The sequence below is a fragment of the Streptomyces sp. NPDC058674 genome (assembly GCF_042716505.1).
Classification (GTDB): Bacteria; Actinomycetota; Actinomycetes; order Streptomycetales; family Streptomycetaceae; genus Streptomyces.
Genome location: NZ_JBHXSC010000095.1, coordinates 1 through 22111 on the forward strand (window position 1 = coordinate 1; position 22111 = coordinate 22111).

The window sequence follows — 22111 nt, forward strand, 5'->3', positions numbered from 1 at the left end:
CCCGGCCCCCGGCCCCCCCCCCCCCGGCGCCCCCGGGCCCCCCGGGGCCCCTTCCCCCGGGCGCCGGCGCCCCCCCGGGCGGGGCCCGCGCGGACGCCGCCGTACTGCTCCGTGCCCCTGCGTACTACTCGGCCGTCTTCCAGAGGGTCAGGGTCATGACGTAGTCGGGCATGCGGCCGGGGATGCCCTCCTTGGGCGGGACCCGCACGTCGGTGATCCGGAGCATCGCCAGGTTGTGCTCGCTGGTGACCGTGCACAGCACCGTGCCCTTGGCCGGGAATGTGCCCTCGTTCAGCTCCCGGGATGCCGAACTCACGTCGAGCGACCTTGGGGGACACGCCGGCAGACCACCCCCGGGGTCTGTTCCGCCGCCGCTCCCACGCCTTCGAAGACCCGGCGCTACCTCGACCTCGTGGGAGTGGTCGCTGAGGTGACAGCTTCGTTCGATTGCAGGGAGGGGCGGAGGCCTTGGGGACCCTCAGCGTTCACGCATTCTGGTCCACCACCACCAGCGCGTCGTCGCCCACTCGTTGTAGTTGGGCTCCGGCAAGGTGCGACGCTCGAATTCCTCATCGATACGCGTGATCAATCGGCCCAGGTCCCGTTTGGCTCTGGGCGGAAGGTACAGCATCGCCCACTCCAGGTCATCACGGGCATCACCCACCCCAGGAGAATCAAACGCGGAGGCGTCCAGGTAGCGTCCGGGCTCCTCAAAAGCCCACTCGAAACACGAGAGTGCCTTGGCGACCGCGTTGGGCCACATCTCCTGGTCTTCGACCCGGCGGATCGCTGCACGAGTCCGCGCTGAGACACCATGGACCCTCAGGACCGGATACTGCCATCGTGACCGCCACTGCTCTGCACGGACGGCCTTGGGACGCCTACGCGGCATCGCCCTTTCGGATCAACATGAGGCCATCCTGCCACGGCTGGACACTTGCATGCGCTGGCTATACGCCGGCCGCAGCAGGGGTTCTTACTGTCCGGTTCTCGCGCAGCTCTTGGGGAACGTCGCGATGGCCTACTGGAGAAGGATCATCTTGCGGAGTAGTTCGAATCCGGCTCGGCCGTAGAGCTGCCTCTTGATCTTCTTGATGCGGTTGACGGCGCCCTCGATGCTGCCCGAGTTCCAGTCCATGGTGAGCCCGGGTGTCACGGTGTCGAAGTCTCGGTGCAGGTGCAGTGCGAAGCCGGTGAGTCCGGGTAGCTGGCTGGCGTCGACTGCGTCGATCCAGGTGGGGAGTGTCGAGCCGAGGCGGTCGGTGCCGCGTCGGCCGCAGTCCTGCGGAGGGTTGCGATGTGGGCGCGGACCATCTGGTAGGGGACGGGCGCGTTGGCGGCAACGAGTTCGCCGTGCAGTCGAGTGACGCTGGTGCATCCCTCGGCGAATCGCCGTTCCAGGTAGGGCTTGTAGGGGTCCAGCCTGCTGGATCGGGGCCGGCTGTCGCGAATGGTGTCCTGCCAGCGTGCGGCGTTCGCGTACCGGAGCACGGTGTTGAGATCCCAGCCCAGGTGCCGGGCAATCGCCCGGCGTGAGTGGCCTTGGGCGAGGTCGGGAGCACATCGACCACGCGGTGGTTTTCGACGCTGGTCAAGACGGTGGAGTAGGTCTGGCCGCGGCGGATCGCGAAGTCGTCCACGCCCAGCACACGCGGTGTGCTGAACCGTGGATCGGGCGATGCCATGACCCTGCGTAATAAGGTCATCCTTCCCGCGCCGAAGCCCAGCGGGCAGCCAGCCGGGGGCCGGCTCGCCCGGCCGGCGCGAGTCCCACTCGCTCCAGGGCGTGGTTGAGCCGGATGGTGAACCGTGCGTGCGGGGCGGCGAGCCAGGAGAATGGCTCGGCGTACGTCCGGCGCGGAGAGTCCGCAGCTCCGCAGATGAAGCGCCGGACCGTCAACCGGATCACGAAGCCCAGTTCAGCGAGCGGGAGGTCCTTCAGCCTGCGCTGATAGCGGTCGTGGACTCGGTCCGAGAAGCGGTCACAGTCCGGACATGCCGCCCCCACCGCGCGGCCTCTCGCCACCCTTGTACAGCTCGGGTTCCAGGGTGAGTAGGTAGCGGCCGGCGGGGAAGTCGGCTGAGGGGCGTGCGGCATGGATAGCGTGGACGGTCGCCTAAGGGTGCGCGGCGCGCATCGGCCCCCCCGGGGACCGCCCTCACGGACACCAGGAGCTGCCGCTCCGGCTCGCCCGGGCCTCCACCGTATAGCCCTGCTCCCCGTCGAATGCCCAGGAGACGCCGAGATGGGAGGTGGCACCGTCGATCCGCTTGGTGAAGCAGAGGCCGATCCGTTCGCCGTCCGGGTCGTTGCGCCCGGCGGGCTCGTCCGGCTCGGGCGGTGCCGGCAGCCAGCCGTTCTGGGCGGTGGCCGTCCGGTAGTAGGCGACTACGTCCGCTCGGCGGGCGGGCTCGGTGTACTCCCGGCCGGCGTACGCGAAGGCGTCGTCGTCATCGCAGCCGGAGTAGGACGCTTCGTCGGCCTGTGCTCCTTGTGGGGTGCCGAGCGCCCGAACCTGGGCTGCCATCGGGTCCCGCAGTGCCGCGTCCGCGGCGGTGCAGCCGTAGAGCCCGCCGTTGAGGGCCCACCGGCCACCTATGAGGGCGAGTGTGCCGAAGACCAGTCCGCCCGCTACTACCCACGCTCCCACCCGAAGACCGTTCACGGGCGGGAGCGTACCGGTCGGCCGCGACGGGGAGAACTTGGGCACCCGCACCATGCCGCCCCGGCCCCTCACGCGGAGTTGTATCAGCGAGCCGCGCCGGGTTTGCAGCAGCATCCGCCCGCCGCGGCCGGGCGGGGTGAACAGCAGCGCTCTAAAGCCGTCGAACTTCTGCTCGAAGGCAAGACCCGAGCCCGTCACGAAGGGGCCCGGTACCGCCTCTACGGCCTGCGCCAGCATCGGCTCGACCGGCGGCCGCAACACCACCCCGGCCTCCTCCGTCGTAGGGCCCCGCGCCACCAGCCTGCCCGCATAGAAGCGCCCGACGTAGAGGGGGTGCCGTACGGCCCGACAGGCCGGGAGTGTGCGTCGGGTGCAAGGACGAGGCCGGCGACCTCGCCCAGGGCGAGACTGTAACCATCGGGACCGACGACGACGCCGACCGCGGTGATGGGCGGACGTTGCCGTTCAGGTGCCGACGGCGGTGACGCCGAACATCAGGGTGCGGCGGCTGACGTCGTAGTGCACGGTCGGCGTGTTGCGCAGGAGGTCCTGGAGGACGTCGGCGTCGTCGATGTCGACGGTCAGCACCTCTTCCCAGGCGCCTTCGTCGAGTACGAGCTGCAGGGTGAGGGTGCCCTTTTCTGCGGGCTCGCCGGCAACCCAGCTGAACTGGTAGTGGCTGAGCTGGCGCACCTTGATGCTGTCGTCCGTGACGGGCTGCGTCACCTTGGTCGTGGTGGCTCTGGCCATGGTGTCTCTCCTCGCGTAGATGATTTCGGGTACCGGTGCGGACTGGGTCTCCCCGGGCCCGCGGGCAGCTCGTAGCCGGCGTGCAGGGGTGCGTGCCCAGCCCAAGGGTCAGGGCCGACGCTTCCCCGGGCCTGGCCCGTGAGCTCAGCAGCAGCCGGTCGAGGCGCGGTGGTGGCTGGCACGGCGTACGGCGGCCATACCGGTTCCTCCGGCCATGGCCAGGGGCGAGGCGGCCCGGCGCAGCATCCCCGCCTTCTGCTGCTCAGGGCGCTGCTGCTCTCCGTGCAGGGCGTTGAGCACCAGCATCCCGGCGGTCAGTGCCGGCAGGGCCCACTGCAGCATCGCGAGGTGGCGCTGTGCCTGCTCCAGTTCTACTGGGTGGTCGGCGGACGCCTCTTGATCCTCGGAGTCGGGGGACGAGGCGAGTTCGATCTTCTTGCCCAGGACTCGGCTGTAGGCGGTGGCAGCGAGCGCGGCTCCGGTGAGGACCGTCTTGGCGACGGTAGAGGCGCCGACGCCGCTTTGGTGGGCCACCCGGGCACTGTTGGCCCCCAGCAGGGCAGCGCCGCCCACCAGATGGGCGCCGATCGCGGCCGCGTTCACCGGAGTCCAGGCGGCCCAGCCGGCGCTGGCGATCCGGGAGGCAAGGACAGGCTCCTCGACGGTGCGCGCCGCTCCGTTCAACCCGACGGCGCCCATGAGGGAGCCTCCGAACCAGGCCGCCAGGCCGATGTCGTGCAGACTGCGCATGAGCGTGTTGCGTTCAGACATCTGCGTCCTTCCAGACACACGCGTCCCTGCGGTCGCAGGGCACTGCAATCAGGCTCAGGGGGATCGGCCGCACCGGCCAGACCAGACGCGCACATGGCCCAACCCCGGCACACGTTCTGGTGCGGGCTGCTGTTGGGCGGCTGCGGCGGGCAGCTCACGACCAAGCTGTTGCTCGCCACACCGCGATCCCGGCGGCCGCAGTGGTCACCGACGCTCGGGTGGGGGGCGAAGTGGCCCACGCGGTCGGTGTACTGATCATCGCCGCCCTGCTGGCAGCGGTCGCTGTGATGCCGCGCCCCGGCCCCGCCGTCCATGTCGCCGGGGTCAGTGGTCTGGCGGCATCCGGGAAGGGGCGGGTGACCAGGAGCCAGCCGTCGTCCTGCTCGGTGATCTCGTACTTGGCAGAGCGCAGCAGCGCAGTCAGTGCGATGTGGATGGCGGCCTGGAACCCGGCGAGTTCGGTGCGGGAGGCGAGGTCCGCACTGTCACCGTGAGCCAGCACGACCGGGCGTAGCAGTTCACGGAGCTGCCGGCGCAGCAGCCGGCCGTCGGGCTCCGTGCGGAGGAGGCCCTCCGAGCCGTTGTCCGCCAGCCCGAATCCCTCGGCGTCCAGCGGGTGCCGAACCTCGCGTATCAGCTCAAGATCCCGTTACACGCGCTCACTGTAGAGGCCGTGGGAGGCGTGGGTAGCGGGGGTATGGCAGGGCCCGCCCGGGGATGCAGTCCGGGCGGGCCCGCTACGTGCCGGGGAGCTCTACAGCTCGTCGTCACGCATGTCGTCGTCCATCTCCTGCTCACGCTCGCGCGAGGGATTCTGGGTGGTGCGTTCGTGGGCCGGCTTGCCCTGCATGTCCTTGGGCTCGTCCTGGCCCGGGCGCTGGCGCTGGGGGCGCTCCTGCTCCTCGCGGCCCGTGCCCGGCTGCTGGTGCTTGTCCTGCATACCGCTCATCGCGCGCTCCGTGATCGCTTGGGATGTTTCACCGACACGCTGCCATCAACCGTCACATACCGCATTATTTGGTGACGGAAAGTGATTTGTTCCGATTGTGCAAACGGTACATCCTCGCCTTGTCCCGCCCCTCTCCCGAAGGAGATTCACCATGCTTGAGCAGCAGCGTCGCAAGGGCCGTACCGAGGTCACGTTCGTCCTGCCCGCCGACACCCCGCCCGGGCCGGTCAGCGTCGTCGGCGACTTCAACGAGTGGAAGCCCGGCACCCACGAGCTGTCCCCGCGCCCTGACGGCACCCGAGCCGTCACGGTCACCCTCGCGGCCGAGGTCAGCCACTCCTTCCGCTACCTCGCCGCCGGCGACTACTGGTTCAACGACGACAGCGCCGAAGGCCGCGACGGCAACAGCCGGCTCACGACCTGACTCCTGCCAGTCGGCCGCCGACGCATCCGGGGCGGGGCTCGATACGGTGGCCTTGGCCATCCGGTGGCAGCGGGGCATGCTGACCGCATGGACGCCGACGCTCAAATGCCGCCATCTCCGCAGGCCACCCCCGTGATCGTCGCCTGCGGAGACATGGACCTCGACACCAGTGGCCCCCTCGCGGAGATGCTCCTGGCCGCAGCCCAGGCCCACCCACTGGTCGTCCTGGACGCGAGCGGCATCCCCTTCGCGACTCTGACCGAGCTCCGCGTCGCCGCGCCCCCGCACCAGCTCCAACGGCTTCTGGAGATGACCGGTGAGGACCCGCCCTCCACATCGGTAGCGCCGCTGGACGACGCGGGGCGTCCTGCCGTCGACCCGGGCGTCACCCGTTCGGATGTGGCCAGGTGCTCTTGGAGCAGACGGAGCGGAGGCTCGGCGCATGGCCGCCAAGCTGATCGTCTACCCGCCGGATGCCCAGGGATGGCGCCGGGTCCACTGCGACGGCACTGCCATCGGGGTCGCACACCGCCCGGCCGGTCGGCTTCTTCCTCGCCGCGGCCGGCCTCGGGGACGCCGAGGACGTCGACCTCACCGACCCGGACTTCGTTGAGTGGCGGGGCGCCGGCCCCGAAGCGTGGGACCCGTCCCGCTAAGGAGCTGACGGCGCCGACAGCTTTCAATGAGCAGGGAGCGCGCTGCTACCAGGGGAGTTCTGCGCAGATGGTCTTGCCGCCTTCCGGGCCCGGCTTGATGCGGATGCGGGTGGCGAGTCGCTTGACGAGGAACCACCCCCACCCGCCCGCTCCCTCCGTACTGGGGGTTCGGGGTCGGGGAGGCTGGGGGCTGCGGTCGGTGGCGCACACGTCGATAGAGTGGTCCAGCAGTTCCAGGTGCAGAGCGCAGGGTCCGAGCGCCGTCAGCCGGGCGAATTCCGCCGCCAACCCGGGCAAGGTGCCTGCCGTAGTCCGTTTGCCTGATTTTTTCTTTACGTGATACCTACTCCGCTATTTCCGGGTAGTCGCCTGGTGGGACGGCGTCGATCTTGGCGTGCTCCCCATTCGTGGAGCACGCCGTGCTCCGCACAACGGATTGGACACCTGCCATGACCACTGCGAGCCCGGGCGGCACGCCTGCAGGTCGCCGGACCGCCGGTACCGACGTTTCCGGACACGGCGCGCGCCGCCTGTCGACTGAGACGAAGTCGGCCCTGAAGACGACGGAGTTCTTCGTCTACATTGCCTCCGTCATCGCGGTCCTGATCGCCTCCATGCTGGTGGGCACCGAAGAGGGCCATCTCGACTACTTCCGCGCCGACAAGGCGTGGCTGTACATCGTGATCCTCACCGTCGGTTACATGATCAGCCGCGGGCTGGCCAAGTCCGGCAGCCGGGACAACTACGACCACGACGGCTCCTGACACCGCACAGCACGAGGAGACGTCGCGGCCCCACAGGCGCGAGGCCCTGCTGCCACAAGCAGGGCCCAGGACCCGCTCTCGCCTTACCTCCCGCGCAGGTCGCCGATCCGCAATCGGGTGCCCCCTCCACCACCGCGGTATTCCCCCGCCCCCTTGGGGGAAGGTATTCACCGTGCGAGGTGAGGCAGTGATCTGTGCTGGGCCACGGCCACCTTGCAGCAAGCCGCCCTCTGCCCGGCCACCAGGCCGGGCAGAGGGCGGCGCAAAGCCGGACGCCGGCACCCGGTAGGGCGGAACCGGTTAGTCCCTGGCGATGGCCATAGTGATGAGAAGTGACGGCCCGATCCCTATCAGGACGTGTCGTTCAGTGCACGGCGCCTACCCGGTCAGCACCATCCGATCTGTCAACCTCCCGGCCGGTCTGCCTAACGGGTCACGAACCGGAGCGCCGACTCCCCTTCCATAATCAAACAGACTTACGATTCAAGGGTGAAGGCTGTCGGCCCCTATGCCTACGACGCCACCTGGACCGTCATCGAGGCGGTGAAGGCCGTCGTGACGGCCAACGGCGGCACGCTCCCCCCCGACGCCCGGGCGAAACCGCTGCAGGCCGTGGCGGGGCTGGGCTTCCACGGTGTCACGGGTCGCGTCGCCTTCGACGGGAACGGCGACAGGGCCAACCGCCGCTTGACGGTGTACACGGTGAACGATGGCAGCTGGGCGACCGTGACGAGCGGATCCGCCACCCGCTGACGCCCGTCGGTGCGACGCGGACCGGAGGCCTTCTGGGCTGCGGGAGACGTCGGCGCTGCGGCACAGCAGGCTTCATGCATGCAGCCGACGCACAGGAGGTGCGGCGTCGGCGACCCCGGTTCCTCGGCTGCGCGGGCTGGTGCAGCGGTTGTGCGGCCTGCCGCCACGCCTGCCGAGGTATGGGCGGTGGAGGGCCGTGGTCAGAGGGATGCTGGGTCACCGCCCGGTGCGGCGCACCTCCCACCGTGAGACGCCGCCGCGTTCCTCGGCGACGTACAGCGTGCCGTCCGGGCCGAAGACCAGGCCGTGGGGCTCGCGGCCGGGGGCTGCGAGCGGGTACTCGGTGATCTTGCCGTCCGGGGTGACGGAGCCGATCCGGCCGGTGCCCCACTCGGTGAACCAGCAGGTCCCGTCTGGGGCGACCGCGACGGCGTGGGGGCGGCAGTCGGCCTCGGGCAGCGGGAACTCCGTGATCTCCACGCCTGCCTCGCCCGTCGTGAGCCGCCCGATCCGGCCGGCGTCGATCTCGGCGAACCACAGGCTCCCGTCCGGGCCGGCCACGAGCCCGACCGGGGCGACGCCGGGGGTGGGCAAAGGGTGGAGCCGGACCTCGCCGGAGACGGTGATCCGGCCGATCGCGTTCGCCTGGTTGAGGGTGAACCACAGGGCTCCGTCGTGTCCCGCCGTGAGGAACGACGGGAATCCCCCTTCGCACGGCAGCGGGAACTCGCGGACCTCGCCATCCGTGCCGATGCGGCCGACGCGGTCGGTGTTCGTCAGGGTGAACCACAGGGCCCCGTCGGGCCCTGCCGCGATCCCGTACGGTCCGCCCGCGCCGCCGGGAAGTGCGTACGAGCGGGCTTCGCCGGCCACCGTGATCCGGCCGATCCGGTGGTCGCGGTACCGGGTGAACCACAGCGCGCCGTCCGGTCCGGCGGTGATCAGGGTGGGGCCGCAGTCGGAGGAGTCCAGCGCGAACTCCTCGACGCGGCCCGTCGACGGGTTGAGGCGGGCGATGCGGCCGCAGTGGACGAGAGTGCACCACAGGTGGCCGTCCGGCCCGACGGCCAGCGCGTACGGGCCGGAGCCGGCGGTGGGGAGGGCGACGGTGCCGAGCGGGCTTACGGAGGTGGTCAAGCGAGGCGCCTTTCGACGGCGGGGGGAGGAGGGGCGGAGCGGCTGTCGGTCGTCACGGACAGATGCCGGCCGCGGCGGCCACCGGGGCGCGCAGCGCGAGCCGGTCACCCGACCAGCGGGCGCACAGCCGCCTGTCGTGGCTGACGACGACCACCGCGCCCGCGAATTGGGCCAGCGCCTCCTCCAGCTCCTCCGCCAGCGCGGGGGAGAGGTGATTCGTGGGCTCGTCCAGCAGCAGGACGTCGGCCGGTTCGGTGACCAGGCGGGCCAGGGCCAGCCTCTGCCGCTGTCCGACGGACAGGGAGCCGACCGGAGCGGACAGCCGGTCGCGGGTGAACAGGCCCAGCGACAGGAGCCGTTCGGCGTGCTCCTCGGGAGTTCCGGGGCGGCCCTCGGCGTAGGCCGCGAGCAGTGTCCCGCGGCCTGCTCCCACGTCGGCCTGCTGGGCCAGCAGGCCGACCCGGCCGTGCCGTCGAACGACCTGCCCGAGGTCGGGGGCCAGGACGCCGGCCAGAACCTGCAGCAGGGTGCTCTTGCCCGCCCCGTTCGGGCCCGTGACCAGCAGTCGGCCGCCCGCCGGCACGGTCAAGTCCACCGGCGCGAGCCTCCCCTCGACCGCGACACCTGCTGCGGCCAGCAGCACCCGTCGCGCGTCGCCGGACCGAGCCGGCCCGGCGGGCGTCCCGGGTTCGGCGGCGCCGGCGGTGGCGGTGCGCGGTACAGCGGTGAACCGCAGGGGATCCGCAGGCGCGGGCACTGGCCGGGCCAGCAGCCGGGCGAGCCGCTCTTCGGCGTTGCGGACCCGGCTTGCGAGGGACTGCTGGACCCGGCCGGCGGCACGGTCGTACGCCATCTTGTTGCCGTCTCTCATGGCCCGGCCGGGTGCCACCCGTCGGGCGGTGACGGCGGCGGCCTCGCGCAGTCGGGCCGCCTCGGCCCGCCAGGCTGCGTGGGCCTCGGCGCGGCGCCGCCGCTCGGCGGCGCGCTCCGCGAGGTAGCCGGCGTAGCCGTTGCCGTACCGCCCGGTCCGGTGCATGTCGCCGTCGACCTCCAGGAGGGAGGTGGCGACGCGTTCCAGGAAGACCCGGTCGTGGGAGACGACGACCGTGATGCCGCGTCGGGCGCGCAGGTGATCCTCCAGCCAGGTCAGGGCGGAGCCGTCGAGGTGGTTGGTGGGCTCGTCGAGGAGCAGTACCTCCGGGGTGGCGGCGAGCAGTACGGCGAGGCGCAGGCGTACGACCTCGCCGCCGGACAAGTCGCCGGTGGCGGACTCGCGGGGCAGGTTCAGCAGGCCGAGGCCGTGCAGGGACCGCTCTACCCGGGCGTCCGCGTCGTATCCGCCGCGCAGTTCGAAGGCGGTGAGGGTGTCGGCGTACGCGGTGAGGGTCTCGGCAGTGGCGTCGCCGCCGGCCATGCGGGCCTCCAGCCGGCGCAGGAGCCGTTCCGATGCACGCAGCTCGGCGAGGGCGCGGTCGACCACCTGCTGGACGGTCATGTGCGGGGCGAGGTCTTCCTGTTGCGCGAGGTAGCCGACGCCGCCTTCGGCGCGCAGGACGACCTCGCCGCGGTCAGGGCACTCGGCCCCCGCCAGCAGGCGGAGCAGGGTGGACTTGCCGGAGCCGTTCTCGCCGACAATGCCGAGGCGTTCCCCGGCGGGGACGGAGCAGTCGACGGAGTCGAGGATCAGGCGGCCTTCGTAGGACTTGGTGAGATCAGACGCGGTGAGCTGTGGGGTCACAGGGCGGCTCCAGGAGTTCGGGGGCGGGGATCGTCGTCGCGACGGTGGGGGGGTGGGTGGGGACGCGGTGAATGACCACGGGAGTTCTCCTTTAAGTCGACGAATGTTGCGTTAAAATGTTGGCATGCATTCCCGTACGCAGGCAAGCGAAGATTCCGGCCGACACGAACCGGCCACGAGGCGGCGCCGGACGGGCGGCCGGAGCGCCCGCGTCCGCACCCAGGTCCTGGAGTCGGTGGGCGCACTCCTCCTGGAGGCGGGGTACGACGGACTGACAGTCGACGCAGTCGCGGAACGCGCCGGCGTCCACCGCACGACCGTCTACCGGCGCTGGCGCGACGTCGGGTGCCTGCTCGCCGACGTACTCGACGCCGCGTCCGACGATCTGTGGAGCCCCCCGGACGCCGGGTCGCTGGAGGACGACCTGACCGCCCTCAACCAGGAGGTGTTCGAGGCACTGGCGGGCGGCGGGCCGAACCTGACCACGGCCCTGATCGCAGCCGGGTTCCGGTCTGCGGAGGCGGCGACGGCGCTGTCGCGGTTCTGGGAGGACCGCTACGCCCGGTGTGCGGTGGTCGTCACCCGGGCAGCCGACCGGGGGGAGCTTCCCGGTCCCGCCGACAGCCGGGCGCTGCTCGTCGCCGCGACCGCCCCGCTCTACCACGAACTACTGCTGCTCAGAGCATCCCCCGACCCGACGCTGCCGCGCCGCGCCGCCGCGGCCGCCGCCGCGGCGGCCGGCGTCGGCGCCTTCGGCACGCCCCACTGACCCCGGACGCCGCGCCGCCGTGACTGACGCCGTCGGCGCCTCCGCTGGGCGCGGTGCCGCTCTTCGAGGAATGTGATCGACCTTGCCTCGCTGGAGCGTATGCCGTCGTTGCGGACGGTCAACTACCGGCGATTCGCCCGTGCGCAGGGCGACGGGCACCCCGGTAGTGCGCCGGGCAGTACCAACACGGTGCGCTACCGGCGCGCGATGATGCTGCTGGCCTCGGCGGGCGGGAACCGGGTGCCGGTGATCGCGCAACTGGTGCAGGCAGATGAGGACACGGTCCGTGACGTGATCCACCGGTTCAACGAAATCGGCCTGGCCTGCCTGGACCCTCAGTGGGCGGGAGGCCGTCCCCGCCATCTCAGCACTGACGACGAAGAGTTCGTCGTGGCCACGACCACCACCCGCCCGACCAAGTTAGGCCTGCCCTTCACCCGCTGGTCGATCCGCAAACTCGCCGCCTACCTGCGACGCGTCCACGGCCGGGGGATCCGTATCGGCCGCGAGGCCCTGCGCTGCCTGCTCGCCCGCCGCGGGATCACCTTCCAGCGCGCCAAGACCTGGAAGGAATCCACCGACCCCGACCGCGATACCAAACTCGACCGGATCGAGCACGTCCTGGACCACTTCCCCGACCGGGTCTTCGCTTTCGACGAGTTCGGACCGCTGGGCATCCGCCCCACCGGCGGCTCCTGCTGGGCGGAGCAGGGCCGACCCGACCGGGTTCCGGCGACCTACCACCGCACCCACGGAGTCACCTACTTCCACGGTTGCTACTCGATCGGCGACGACACCCTGTGGGGAGTCAACCGCCGCCATAAAGGTGCCGCCCAGTCCCTGGCCACACTGAAATCGATCCGGGCCGCCCGTCCGGACGGCGCCCCGATCTACGTGATCACGAACAATCTCTCCGGGCACAAGGGAAGCAAGATCCGCAAGTGGGCGCGGAAGAACAAGACCGAGCTCTGCTTCACCCCGACCAACGCCTCCTTTGCGAACCCGATCGAGGCGCACTTCGGGCCCCTGCGGCAGTTCACCCTGGCTAACTCCAGCCACCCGAACCACACTGTCCAGACCCGAGAGCTGCACGTCTGCGCTGGCGCAACGCCAACGTCCGCCACCCCGATGTCCTGGCTGCCCAACGCAAAGAACGTGCCCGCATCCGCAGTGAGAAGGGCACCCGCTGGGGCGGACGGCTCCTCTCAGCCGCCGCTGCCTAACCACGATCCCCGGGCCACAGCATTAGCATCTCGGGATGGGCTACCTGGACGAACGGGACGTCGACAAGGCCGTGGCCGAGATGGTGCGGGTACTCGGCGCGCACGGCACGGAAGACTGGTCGGTTCCGGCGGGTTCGCTGGAGTGGAGTTGCTGGACAACGGCCGCCCACATCGCGCACGACCTGCTGGCCTACGCCGGGCAGGTGGCGGCTCGCCCCACCGATGCCTACCTGCCCTTCGACCTGGCCGTCCACCCCGGCACCGCCCCGCGCGAGGTGCTCCAGGTGGTCACCGCCTGCGCAGGGCTGCTCAGCAGTGCCCTGGCCACAGCCGACCCGGAGCTGCGGGCCTGGCACTGGGGGGCATGCGACCGGGCGGGCTTCGCGGGAATGGGCGTCGCCGAGGTTCTCCTGCACACCTACGACATCACCCAAGGGCTGGGCGTGCCGTGGCTGCCACCAGCGCCGTTGTCCGCGGCGGTGCTCCACCGTCTCTTCCCCGACTCCCCGCCCGGCGACCCGACCCAGGTCCTCCTCTGGTGCACCGGCCGGGGCGAGCTGGACGGCCGCCCCCGCCGCACCTCGTGGACATGGCACGCCGCAGTGTCTGACTGATCGGGTCCACATGGGCAGGCCAGAGATGAGCCCGAACCTCGAACACGGTGAACGTTCCCGGCCACACACCACCAGAAACCGCCAACCTGTCAGACCAAACACCGTTGCAGTACTAGGCCCTGTCGTCAACGTCCCGCCTGGCCCGCGGTGTCCGGCACCGCACGTCGCCGCGTTGTCAGGGCGCCCGAGTACGTCCAGTACTCGGGCGTCCCTCCGCCGTGCGATGCACGGCGCCGGACACCGCGGGCCTGACCGGCGCTCCTTTGACGACAGGACCTAAGCCGTCTCCTTCGGATCCCGCCGGGCGGGCCGCATCCGCCCGGTCCGGTCAGCGGTCCGCCAGGGGATTGGCCAGCTCCGCCCACTGGTCGCCCGGCACCCCGGGGCTCAACCGCATCAGGGTGAGCGCCTTCGTGGGGAGCGCCGCGCGGAGCAGGGCCCCGGTGTCGGCGGTGGGCGGCAGCGCGGCCGCCTCCGCGAACGCCTCGGCGAAGGCCGCGGCCGAGCCCGCCGTGGCGCCGAGCGCCCCCGTCAGCAGGGACCCGAAGAGCTTGCGCCGCAGCAACTCCACGTCGTCGGTGACCAGCCGCCCGGCGAGCGGCGGCACCGGCAGGCCGTGCCGCCGCAGCCGTACCGGGCTGATCCTGATGTCGGCGAGGTCGCGGTAGACCAGCCGGACCGGGGCGCCGGAGGGCGAGAGGACCACGAGGAGGTTCTGCCCGTGGGCCTCCAGGGCCACCCCCAGGTCCAGTACCCGCAGGCACACCGACAGCGCGAGACGCGCGAACTGCGCCCGCCAGGCCGCCGAGCCCGCCGGCGGGTACGCGGCCAGGGCCGCCACCGGCAGCACCCGCTCCCCGGCCGCCGCATCCGCGTAGGCCTCCGGAGGCTCGCGCAGCACGGCCGCCAGGTCGGGGCTGTGCGCCGTGGCCGCGCCCAGGGTGCGGGTGATGTGCAGTCGGCCGTCGAGCCGCTCGGACAGGGTCTGTGCGAAGGCGGACACGGCCGCCGCCGTCTCCACGGAGTAGCCGGAGATGTCCCGCACCGAGGAGGTCAGCCGGGTGCTCAGCGCGGTCTTGACGTGCGGACCGCCGCCCTCCGGGGCCAGGGTGCGCAAGGCCATCAGCGGATGCGCCGCGAAGCCCGTCCGGACCCGCTGCCCGCCCAGGACGTGCGCGGCCTGCCACGGGTGCACCGGGAGCAGGATTCGCCCCGCCTCCCGGAAGCGGTCCGGCCAGGCCCCCGTCACCAGGCACTCCCCGGCCCGTACGGCGACCAGCCCGAGCTCCACCACGGGCCGGTGCTCGGGCGCGTACGCCAGCTCCTCGGCCACCGAGAAGCCGGGCCGGAAGCGGCAGTTCGGATGGTACGGATGCCCGTCGACCACCTGCTGCTCCCATTCCCAGGCGGTCGGCTCCGCCGGGTCCGGCCCCGCGCGGCGCCGGCCGGCGCGGGAGAGGGCGAGGGAGGCCGTGCTGCCGTCCAGCTCGGCGGCGAACTCCTTGCCGTGCGGCACCCCCAGCGCGGCCATGAGCGCGGCGGCCTGCCGGTACGGCACCCCGTCGAGCAGCAGTTCGTCCACGTACGGCCGGGTGGCGTAGGCGTCCGGCGCCGGTCCCTCCAGCCGGGAGCCGCCGGCCAGCAGGAGCGTCAGCGAACCGGGCCCCGCGTGCCGGGCCGCCACCCAGGGCAGCGGTTCGTACGCCAGAGCCCGCCACAGCCTGGTCAGCACGGCGGCCCTGGCCCCGCCGAGCTCGGCGGCGTACGAGGACCCCAGCGCGGGGCGCACGGAGGCCAGCTCGGTGGCGACGGCCTCTTCGGCCGGGGAGTCGGGTGCGTGCATGCTGGGGCTCCGGACCTCGGAAATGGCGCTTGACGGGATGATCACGTCATCATCGCGGATACTGATGATCACGGCCGGAGCTACGCCCCCGCGAACCTCCGGCGCACCGGATGCACCGAATGGAACAAGTGGACCTCAACCCCGCCGCCGACGCCTACGCCGCCGCCCCGCTCCTGAACTGCCTGCTCCGGGAGGCCGCGGACGACCGGGGCGACGGCGTCCACCGGCTGCGCGGCAGCGGGCGGCTGCTCCGGGTGCACGGCGGGCGCCGGCCGGAGCGGCCCGAACTGCGGACCACGGACGGGTGGCGCCCGCTGAGCCACAGCGAGCTGGTCAAGCTCACGGCCGACGAACTGCGCCGGCACACCGGTACGGCGAACGACGAACTCCCGGTCGAGATCGCCGACAGCCGCGCGGCGGTCGCCGCGCTGCTGGCCGCCCGCGCCGTGGCGCAACCCTCCGAGGACCCGTACGTCCGCTCCGAGCAGTCCCTGGTCATGGGCCACCCCCACCACCCGGCCCCCAAGGCCCGGGGCGGTGCGCCCGCGGCGAGTTGGCTGCCGTACGCGCCGGAGGCCCACGCCCGCTTCCCGCTGGTCTTCCTCGGTCTGCGCGAGGACCAGGTCGCCGAGGAGGGCGGGCCGGCCGCCGCCCGCGTCCTGGACGCGCTCCCCGAGGTCCTCGACGGCCCGCGCCCGCCCGCCGGGTACCGGCTGCTCCCCGCCCATCCGTGGCAGCTCGACCTGGTCGGCGCCGGGGGAGCGGTCCGCGAGGCCTTCGCCGACGGCAGGCTGCTGCGGCTCGGGGAGAGCCGCCGGCCCGTCTGGCCCACCGCCTCCGTCCGCACCGTGTACGCGCCGCATCCGGTCGCGGACGTGTTCGTGAAGTTCAGCCTCGACGTGCGGATCACCAACGACGTGCGCCGGCTGTGGCGTCACGACCTGCAGCGACTGTGCGGGACCGACGCGGCGGTCGTGGCCGGTTTCGCCGCCTTGCGCGAGGGCGGATCGACGGCGGCCTGGCTGGCGGACCGGGGCTACCGCACCGCGGGCTTCGCCTTCGAGGAGCTCGCCGTACTGGTCCGCGACGGTCTGCACGCCCATGTGGTGCCGGGGGCCGCGCCGCTCGCGGCGGCGGCGCTCGCCGAGGGATATCCGGGCAGCCCGCTCGCCGGCAGTCCCGACCCGGCCGGCTGGTGGCGGGCGTACCTGCGCCAGGTGGTGCCGCCCGTGCTGGAGCTCTTCGGCAGCCACGGGGTGGCGCTGGAGGCCCACGTGCAGAACACCGTGATCGCCTCGGACGCCTCCGGCCTGCCGGTACAGGCGCTCTTCCGCGATGCCGAGGGGGTCAGGACGTTCTCCGGGCCCGAACGGGCGGAGGCCTGGCAGCGGCTGGTCTACTGCCTCGTGGTCAACCACCTGATGGAGATCGCGGGGGCGTTGGTGGAACACCATCCGGACATCGCGCCGCTGGTGTGGCCGGCGGCGCGCGAGGAGTTCCTGCGGTACGACGCGGAGCGCGGGCTCCCCGAGATCGCGGAACTGCTGGCCGCTCCGAGCCTGCCGGCCAAGACCAACCTGCTGCTGCGCTGGACGCGGGCGGACGGCGCCGACGCCCGCTACCAACCGCTGCCGAATCCGCTGCGCGGGTAGGGCGCCTCCGCGGAGCAGCGGCCTGGCGGGTGGTCGGGGTACGTAATCGGCCAACGTGGTCCTGTATCCCGGTCCCCCCTCACCCAGAGGTATAGACCAATGCTACGTTTGGTGGAGCAGACCGCGCAGTCCTTGACCACCCGTCAGAGGAGAAGCCATGCCCTCCCCTTCGCGGGGCGGCGGCCCGGCCGCCATGCCCAAGTACCAGCGGATCGCCGCAGCTCTGCGCAGCGATCTCGACCGCGCCGCGCAGATGCCCGGCGGCAGACTGCCCTCCGAGCGCAGCCTGGCCGCCCGCTACCAGGTCAACCGCCAGACGATCAGGGCCGCACTCCAGCAACTGCGCGAGGACGGCCTGATCGTCACCGGGCGCCGGGGCACCCGGCCCGTCGCGGCGGGGGGGCCTGCGCCCGCCGCGGGGCTGTCCGCGACGGGGCTGTCCGCCACGGGGTTGCCCGCCGCGGGTCCGCTCGCGGCCGGACCGGTTCCCACCGGAGCGCTCGCCGCCGGAGCGCTCATCGCCGGACCGCTGCCCGCCGGGGCGCCCGCCGCCCGCCCGGGGGCGGCCGTGTCCGAACCGGGGCCCGTGTCCGAACCGGGGCCCGCACCCGCCGTGCGGCACAGCTGGCTCACCCTGGTCACCGTGCCGCCCTCGCTCGCCGCGCTCCTCGGCATGGGGGGCGGGGCCCGCACTCTGGTCCACCACCAGCGCGAACGCGGCCCGGCGGGGGAGACGCTGCGGCACGCCGCCACGTACTTCAGCCCCGAGGTGGTCGCCGGAAGCCCCGAACTGTCCGGCTACCGCGACCGGGTGGCGGGAGTCCGGGACGAGGACCTGGAGCCGCTGCACCGCTGGCTCGACCGGGCCGAGGTGGAGGGCCGGGTCGCCGAGACCATCACGATGACCCGTACCACCCACCCGCCGGCCGCCTCGTCGGCCTGCGGGCTGACGGTACGGCGCACCCTGCACGATGCCGCGGGCCGGCTGCTGGCCGTCACCGACCTGTCCTTCCCGACCTGGGACCGGCTGACCTTCCACCGGGACCGCCGCGACCACGCGGCAGCGGGCTTCCGGGTCACTTACTGATCGTTTCAGAATGAGTTGAGCTACGGGTCTCGCGCTTGTCGATCTTGGTCGGCAGGGTGTCCGGGTGCGTGGTGATCCTGTTGCTGACGGCCTGTGGGAGCGGATGGCCCCGCTGCTGCCACCCGCTCCCGAACGGCGCAGCGGGTATCCCGGGCGGCTTCGCGCTCCGGACCGGGTGGCTCTCGCGTGCGTCATGTACGTCCTGCGGACCGGCGTTGCCTGGCGCGATGTCCCGGCCGAGACCGTGGGCTGCTCCGGAGTCACACCTTGGCGCCGGTTGCGGGACTGGACCGAGGCCAACGTCTGGCCACGCCCGCACGCCGCACTGCCGGCCGAACTGCGCCGCGCGGACCCGTTGGACCTGCCACGGCAGCGGCCATGTCGTACGGCCGGGCCGTCGGACTGTCGGTCAGGCGTTCTCGCCCCCGCTGCCGCCGCTTCGTTCTGTTCGGTCGCCGTTCATCAGCAGTGCCAGCTCGACCCGTGAGCGGACGCCCAGCTGGCTGAAGATGTTGCGCAGGTGGTGGTCCACGGTGCGAGGGCTGAGCGACAGGCGCACGGCCACTTCGCGGTTGGTGGCGCCCGACGCCACCAGGTCCGCCACGCGCTGTTGTTGCGGCGTCAGCCGCCCGAGAGCGCTGACGTCGTCGCCGGCAGAGCTGTCCCCGGCGGCCCGCAGCTCGGACCGTGTGCGCTTCTCCCACAACAGGGCGCCGCAGCGTTCGAAGCCGACCAGGGCGGCCCGCAGTTGCTGCCGGGCCTCCAGGGGCCTGCGCCGGCGGCGCAGCCACATGCCGTAGGACAGGAGTGTGCGGGCGTGCTCGAACTGGCCGCCGACGGCCTCGTGCTCCGCCAGAGCCCGCTGGTACAGGGTGTCGCAGTCCTCTTCCCGCGCTGTCAGGGCTCGGAGGCGGGTCAGTTGGGCCGTGGCCTGTGGATCGGCACCCAGGGCGGCCCACTCGGCGTACAGGTCGACCATGTCGGTGGCGTCCTCGTCCAGTCCCGCCAGGACCGTCGCCTCCACGAGGCACGGCACCGCGAACATCCACAGGCCGAAGTGCCCGCGTCGGGGGCCCGGTCGGAGGAGCGGTGCGAGACGGATCGCGGCCTGTTCGGCTCGGCCGTGGCCGAGGTCGGCGCGGGCGCGGGCCCACTCCGCCATGGTGCTCACCTGGAGCAGTCCATGCGGCCGGGCGACCGACAGGGCGGCCTTGGCGTGATGTTCGGTGGCGGAGTCGTCACCGACCAGGGAGAAGACCAGTGCCAGCAGGGCGTGGTGTTGGGCGCCGATGTTGCGCTGACCGAGCCGGCGGGCGGCGCGGAGGCCTTCCTCGGCGTGGGCGCGGGCCTGGTGGTGGAAGCCGGCGCGCAGTTCGGCGTAGGCCAGGAACTCCAGGATGCGGGCGGTCGGCCCGGACACGCCCTCGGCGCCGGCGGCCGCCAGGGCACGGCCGAGCAGGCGCCGCGCGGCGGTGATGTCGCCCAGCATCAGCGCCGCGCGGCCCGCGTACAGCAGGGCGTCCGGCTGCTGTGTGTGTGCCGCGGCGGTGAGCAGCGGTTGCAGCTTCTGCGCCGCCCGCGCGAAGTCGACCAGCACGACGTGGCGCATGCCCGCGCGGAAGGCGCCCCACGGTGCCGCCGCGGTGCCCGGGTCCGCGGGGCGTCCAGCCGGCGGCGTCTCGTCCGCGGTGCGTCCGGCGGGGCGTTCCAGTGTCTGGAGGTAAGCCGTGAGGTCGCCGGCGGCCCAGGCTGCTTCCGCCGCCGCTGCAAGGGCCTGCTCCGCGCCCTCCACGTCGTGCGACCCCAACGACTCGGCCGCGAGCAGCAGGGTCTGGTGGGCATCGGCCACGGGGCCGTCGCTCAACAGAAGCAGGCCCCGCCGCAGTTCGGCCCGGGCGCGCAGCGGTGCGTTGCCACCGGCCGTGCTGTGGGCGGCAGCCACGAGCAGGGCAAGAGCGCGGCGGGTCTGCCCGCCGCGGCGAGCACGCTCGGCAGCCTGGAACAACTGGGAGGCCCGGTCACCGCCCGTGTCGGCTATCTGGTCGTACATGTTGATTGCCGCTTCCTGTCTTACGTTTCCGGAGCGTAACAGACGGTTTGAAGACATCCTGGCGAGAATCGGGTGGTCGAACAGCGCAGAAGTACGCAGCGCGGCCAGCGGATTCTCGGACAAGAAAGGGGGGGCGGCCGAGAGCGCCGCGGCTGTGAGCTTGCTGAGTGTGAGCTGTGAGACCGGTGATTCCACCGATGCGCAGGAGGTGGCCCGCCTCTTACGCTGGGCCCGGCCGGTGGCCCCGGGGTGGCCCCGGGAACCGGCCGCAGGTGTCCGATCAGGAGTGCCCCACGCTTCTACCGTCCCCATACGGCCCGGACGCCTACCCGATCCGCGTACCACCGTCCTCCTCGACCTCCACGACGACACGGTGCACTGGCCGACGACACGTGTCGACAGCCGTTGGGCGCTCCCGGGACCGCCCGCGCACCGCCGTCAGGGGACGAGGAGAGAGGAAAACCGCTCATGCAGACAATTCCCCAGTCGTCCACACCCGCCCCGGAGAACGGCCCGGCGCGGCACCGCCGTCGGTCCCGAGGCCCGAACCTTGGTCTCGTCGCGTCCGCGGCGGCGCTGGCCGGCCTGGCGACCATGCTCACCGGCGGTGCGAACGCCGCGGAGAACCTCTACGAGCGTGGTCCGGCCCCCACCCAGGCCAGTGTGACGGCCACGCGCGGCGCGTACGCCGTCTCCGAGACCAGGGTCTCCCCGTTCTCCGTGTCCGGGTTCGGAGGTGGCACGATCTACTACCCGACCAGCACCGCTGACGGCACGTTCGGCGCCGTGGCGATCTCCCCGGGGTACACCGCGCGCCAGTCCTCGATCGCCTGGCTGGGGCCGCGGCTCGCCTCTCAGGGCTTCGTGGTGTTCACCATCGACACCAACACCACCTCTGACCAGCCGGCCTCCCGCGGTGACCAGTTGCTGGCCGCGCTCGACTACCTCACGAAGACCAGCAGCGTCCGCAGCCGGGTGGACAGCACGCGGCTCGGCGTCATGGGCCACTCAATGGGCGGCGGTGGCACGCTGGAGGCGGCCAAGGACCGGCCCTCGCTCAAGGCCGCCATTCCGCTCACCGCGTGGAACCTGGACAAGAGCTGGCCGGAGATCCAGACGCCCACCCTCATCATCGGAGCGGACGGCGACGCCGTCGCCCCGGTCCGCTCACACTCGGAACCGTTCTACGAGAGCCTGCCGTCCTCGTTGGATCGGGCGTACCTGGAGCTGAACAACGCGAACCACATCACGCCGAACATGTCGAACACGACGATCGCGACGTACAGCATCAGCTGGCTCAAGCGGTTCATCGACAACGACACCCGCTACGAGCAGTTCCTGTGCCCGTTGCCGCAGCCGAGCTGGTCGATCGCCGAGTACCGGGGCAACTGCCCGCACGGCGCGTGACCCCGGTCGCCACCCCGTCGGCCCCGCCTCAGACAGGTCGGGGGGCAGCGCCGCGTGCCGTGCGGGCCGGCCCGGCGTGACCGCTCGGAACGGATATCCCGGATCGTCTCGTTCCCCACCCACAGCGACGCCACAGGGGTGCTCGAACCCGGTCGGCGCCTTGGGGTTGGCCCTGCGCATGCGGGGCCGCCCAGGCGCGGCTCACCGTCTCCCGGGCGCCCCTCAGCACCGAACGGCCCTCTCACCCCCGCACGTCCTCCCGCACCTCCTAGCTCTATGCCTCGGTAGGTCAGGGCGGCGACTCCGCCGCCGACGGGCCGGGAGCGGGCGCGTACAGCACGCCGCTGCCGCGCGGTCCACCAGCCGATAAGACCTGAAAGACCTCCCCCACAGAAGGAAGATGTGTCATGACTCCACGAGCTGAACACCGCATACGACACCGCCGACGAGTCGGCCGTCGTCGGGCGCTGATCGGTGGTCTGGCCGCCCTGGGCCTCACGGGTACCGCCGTCGTCACCGGCGGCCTGCTGTCCTCGGCCGGCGCGGCGACGGCCTGGCCCGAGGCGAAGGGCAGCAAGCCGGTCCCCGCGACCATCGAGGTCTCGAGCCCCTACGACGGTGGCCTCAAGCGGTTCTACGGCACGGGCGAACTCGGCTCCGGCGGACAGGGCGAAGGCCAGGACCCGCTCTTCGTGCTCAAGGACGGCGCCGTCCTCAAGAACGTGATCCTCGGCTCACCGGCCGCCGACGGCATCCACTGCCTGGGCAGCTGCTTCGGTTCGCGGGGCCACGTCCGGCTGGGTTTCGGCGTCCCGGCCGACCAGCTCGACGACGGTCTCAGTGCCATGTCCAGCCTCC

The 22111-nt window shown here is 72.1% G+C and carries 24 protein-coding genes and 2 pseudogenes; 12 read left to right on the forward strand and 14 right to left on the reverse strand.

Going from position 1 to position 22111, the window contains the following annotated elements:
- Positions 1–124 precede the first annotated feature (124 nt).
- The 9 genes from ACFWU6_RS31310 to ACFWU6_RS31350 all read right to left on the reverse strand — a co-directional run bounded on the left by ACFWU6_RS31310 (position 125) and on the right by ACFWU6_RS31350 (position 5136).
- Positions 125–316, reverse strand: a complete 192-nt coding sequence (locus ACFWU6_RS31310) for a hypothetical protein (RefSeq protein ID WP_383984570.1) — start codon at positions 314–316, stop codon at positions 125–127.
- A 162-nt stretch (positions 317–478) separates the two neighbouring features.
- Complete coding sequence (locus ACFWU6_RS31315; RefSeq protein WP_383984573.1) at positions 479–763, reverse strand: hypothetical protein; 285 nt, start codon at positions 761–763, stop codon at positions 479–481.
- A gap of 258 nt (positions 764–1021) precedes the next feature.
- The gene (locus ACFWU6_RS31320; protein ID WP_383984576.1) at positions 1022–1564 is read right to left on the reverse strand and encodes a transposase; all 543 of its coding nucleotides are present in this window, start codon (positions 1562–1564) and stop codon (positions 1022–1024) included.
- A 138-nt stretch (positions 1565–1702) separates the two neighbouring features.
- The gene (locus ACFWU6_RS31325) at positions 1703–2098 is read right to left on the reverse strand and encodes a transposase family protein (protein ID WP_383806944.1); all 396 of its coding nucleotides are present in this window, start codon (positions 2096–2098) and stop codon (positions 1703–1705) included.
- Between the two features lie 61 nt (positions 2099–2159).
- A complete protein-coding gene (locus ACFWU6_RS31330) occupies positions 2160–2930 on the reverse strand; it encodes a hypothetical protein (RefSeq protein ID WP_383984579.1) in 771 nt (256 codons plus the stop codon).
- A gap of 201 nt (positions 2931–3131) precedes the next feature.
- A complete protein-coding gene (locus ACFWU6_RS31335) occupies positions 3132–3416 on the reverse strand; it encodes a hypothetical protein (RefSeq protein ID WP_383806938.1) in 285 nt (94 codons plus the stop codon).
- 144 nt (positions 3417–3560) lie between these two features.
- Positions 3561–4187: a hypothetical protein gene (locus tag ACFWU6_RS31340; protein ID WP_383984582.1), complete on the reverse strand. Its 627-nt coding sequence runs from the start codon at positions 4185–4187 to the stop codon at positions 3561–3563.
- 154 nt (positions 4188–4341) lie between these two features.
- Positions 4342–4689 (reverse strand): hypothetical protein, encoded by a 348-nt coding sequence (locus ACFWU6_RS31345; protein WP_383806933.1) that lies wholly within the window; start codon positions 4687–4689, stop codon positions 4342–4344.
- Between the two features lie 252 nt (positions 4690–4941).
- Positions 4942–5136 (reverse strand): hypothetical protein, encoded by a 195-nt coding sequence (locus ACFWU6_RS31350; RefSeq protein WP_383806930.1) that lies wholly within the window; start codon positions 5134–5136, stop codon positions 4942–4944.
- Between the two features lie 151 nt (positions 5137–5287).
- Between ACFWU6_RS31350 and ACFWU6_RS31355 the strand changes: the two genes are divergently transcribed.
- The gene (locus ACFWU6_RS31355) at positions 5288–5560 is read left to right on the forward strand and encodes an isoamylase early set domain-containing protein (protein ID WP_383806927.1); all 273 of its coding nucleotides are present in this window, start codon (positions 5288–5290) and stop codon (positions 5558–5560) included.
- A 473-nt stretch (positions 5561–6033) separates the two neighbouring features.
- Complete coding sequence (locus ACFWU6_RS31360; protein WP_383806924.1) at positions 6034–6216, forward strand: hypothetical protein; 183 nt, start codon at positions 6034–6036, stop codon at positions 6214–6216.
- Positions 6217–6261: 45 nt separating this feature from the next.
- On the opposite strand, the gene ACFWU6_RS31365 is transcribed toward ACFWU6_RS31360, so the two are convergent.
- Positions 6262–6504: an ATP-binding protein gene (locus ACFWU6_RS31365; protein ID WP_383806920.1), complete on the reverse strand. Its 243-nt coding sequence runs from the start codon at positions 6502–6504 to the stop codon at positions 6262–6264.
- A 161-nt stretch (positions 6505–6665) separates the two neighbouring features.
- On the opposite strand from ACFWU6_RS31365, the gene ACFWU6_RS31370 reads away from it, so the two are divergent.
- The gene (locus ACFWU6_RS31370; RefSeq protein ID WP_383806918.1) at positions 6666–6980 is read left to right on the forward strand and encodes a hypothetical protein; all 315 of its coding nucleotides are present in this window, start codon (positions 6666–6668) and stop codon (positions 6978–6980) included.
- Positions 6981–7469: 489 nt separating this feature from the next.
- Positions 7470–7733 (forward strand): hypothetical protein, encoded by a 264-nt coding sequence (locus tag ACFWU6_RS31375; protein WP_383806915.1) that lies wholly within the window; start codon positions 7470–7472, stop codon positions 7731–7733.
- A gap of 216 nt (positions 7734–7949) precedes the next feature.
- Here ACFWU6_RS31375 and ACFWU6_RS31380 read toward each other — a convergent pair whose 3' ends face one another.
- Both ACFWU6_RS31380 and ACFWU6_RS31385 read right to left on the reverse strand, forming a co-directional pair.
- A complete protein-coding gene (locus tag ACFWU6_RS31380; RefSeq protein ID WP_383984585.1) occupies positions 7950–8870 on the reverse strand; it encodes a virginiamycin B lyase in 921 nt (306 codons plus the stop codon).
- A 52-nt stretch (positions 8871–8922) separates the two neighbouring features.
- The gene (locus tag ACFWU6_RS31385) at positions 8923–10608 is read right to left on the reverse strand and encodes an ABC-F family ATP-binding cassette domain-containing protein (protein ID WP_383984588.1); all 1686 of its coding nucleotides are present in this window, start codon (positions 10606–10608) and stop codon (positions 8923–8925) included.
- 124 nt (positions 10609–10732) lie between these two features.
- Between ACFWU6_RS31385 and ACFWU6_RS31390 the strand changes: the two genes are divergently transcribed.
- The 3 genes and pseudogenes from ACFWU6_RS31390 (at position 10733) to ACFWU6_RS31400 (ending at position 13214) form a co-directional block, all read left to right on the forward strand.
- Entirely contained in the window at positions 10733–11377 is a 645-nt protein-coding gene (locus tag ACFWU6_RS31390; protein WP_383984591.1) for a TetR/AcrR family transcriptional regulator, read from the forward strand.
- Between the two features lie 174 nt (positions 11378–11551).
- Positions 11552–12600, forward strand: a pseudogene (locus tag ACFWU6_RS31395) (IS630 family transposase); the annotation flags it as partial.
- A gap of 35 nt (positions 12601–12635) precedes the next feature.
- Complete coding sequence (locus ACFWU6_RS31400; RefSeq protein WP_383811031.1) at positions 12636–13214, forward strand: maleylpyruvate isomerase N-terminal domain-containing protein; 579 nt, start codon at positions 12636–12638, stop codon at positions 13212–13214.
- A 328-nt stretch (positions 13215–13542) separates the two neighbouring features.
- Here ACFWU6_RS31400 and ACFWU6_RS31405 read toward each other — a convergent pair whose 3' ends face one another.
- Positions 13543–15057, reverse strand: coding sequence for an IucA/IucC family protein (locus ACFWU6_RS31405; RefSeq protein ID WP_383811028.1), 1515 nt, complete (start codon positions 15055–15057; stop codon positions 13543–13545).
- Positions 15058–15176: 119 nt separating this feature from the next.
- On the opposite strand from ACFWU6_RS31405, the gene ACFWU6_RS31410 reads away from it, so the two are divergent.
- The 3 genes and pseudogenes from ACFWU6_RS31410 to ACFWU6_RS31420 form a co-directional block, all read left to right on the forward strand.
- On the forward strand, positions 15177–16709 hold the full coding sequence (locus ACFWU6_RS31410) for an IucA/IucC family protein (protein WP_383811025.1): 1533 nt from the start codon (positions 15177–15179) through the stop codon (positions 16707–16709).
- A gap of 157 nt (positions 16710–16866) precedes the next feature.
- The gene (locus tag ACFWU6_RS31415; protein WP_383811022.1) at positions 16867–17796 is read left to right on the forward strand and encodes a winged helix-turn-helix domain-containing protein; all 930 of its coding nucleotides are present in this window, start codon (positions 16867–16869) and stop codon (positions 17794–17796) included.
- Between the two features lie 103 nt (positions 17797–17899).
- A pseudogene (locus tag ACFWU6_RS31420) lies at positions 17900–18166 on the forward strand (transposase); the annotation flags it as partial.
- Positions 18167–18205: 39 nt separating this feature from the next.
- On the opposite strand, the gene ACFWU6_RS31425 reads toward ACFWU6_RS31420, so the two are convergent.
- On the reverse strand, positions 18206–19846 hold the full coding sequence (locus ACFWU6_RS31425; protein WP_383984594.1) for a LuxR C-terminal-related transcriptional regulator: 1641 nt from the start codon (positions 19844–19846) through the stop codon (positions 18206–18208).
- Positions 19847–20314: 468 nt separating this feature from the next.
- Between ACFWU6_RS31425 and ACFWU6_RS31430 the strand changes: the two genes are divergently transcribed.
- Together ACFWU6_RS31430 and ACFWU6_RS31435 are read left to right on the forward strand one after the other, a co-directional pair.
- A complete protein-coding gene (locus tag ACFWU6_RS31430) occupies positions 20315–21253 on the forward strand; it encodes an alpha/beta hydrolase family protein (RefSeq protein ID WP_383984597.1) in 939 nt (312 codons plus the stop codon).
- A gap of 407 nt (positions 21254–21660) precedes the next feature.
- A partial coding sequence (locus tag ACFWU6_RS31435; RefSeq protein ID WP_383984600.1) for a pectate lyase occupies positions 21661–22111 on the forward strand: 451 nt, incomplete at its 3' end.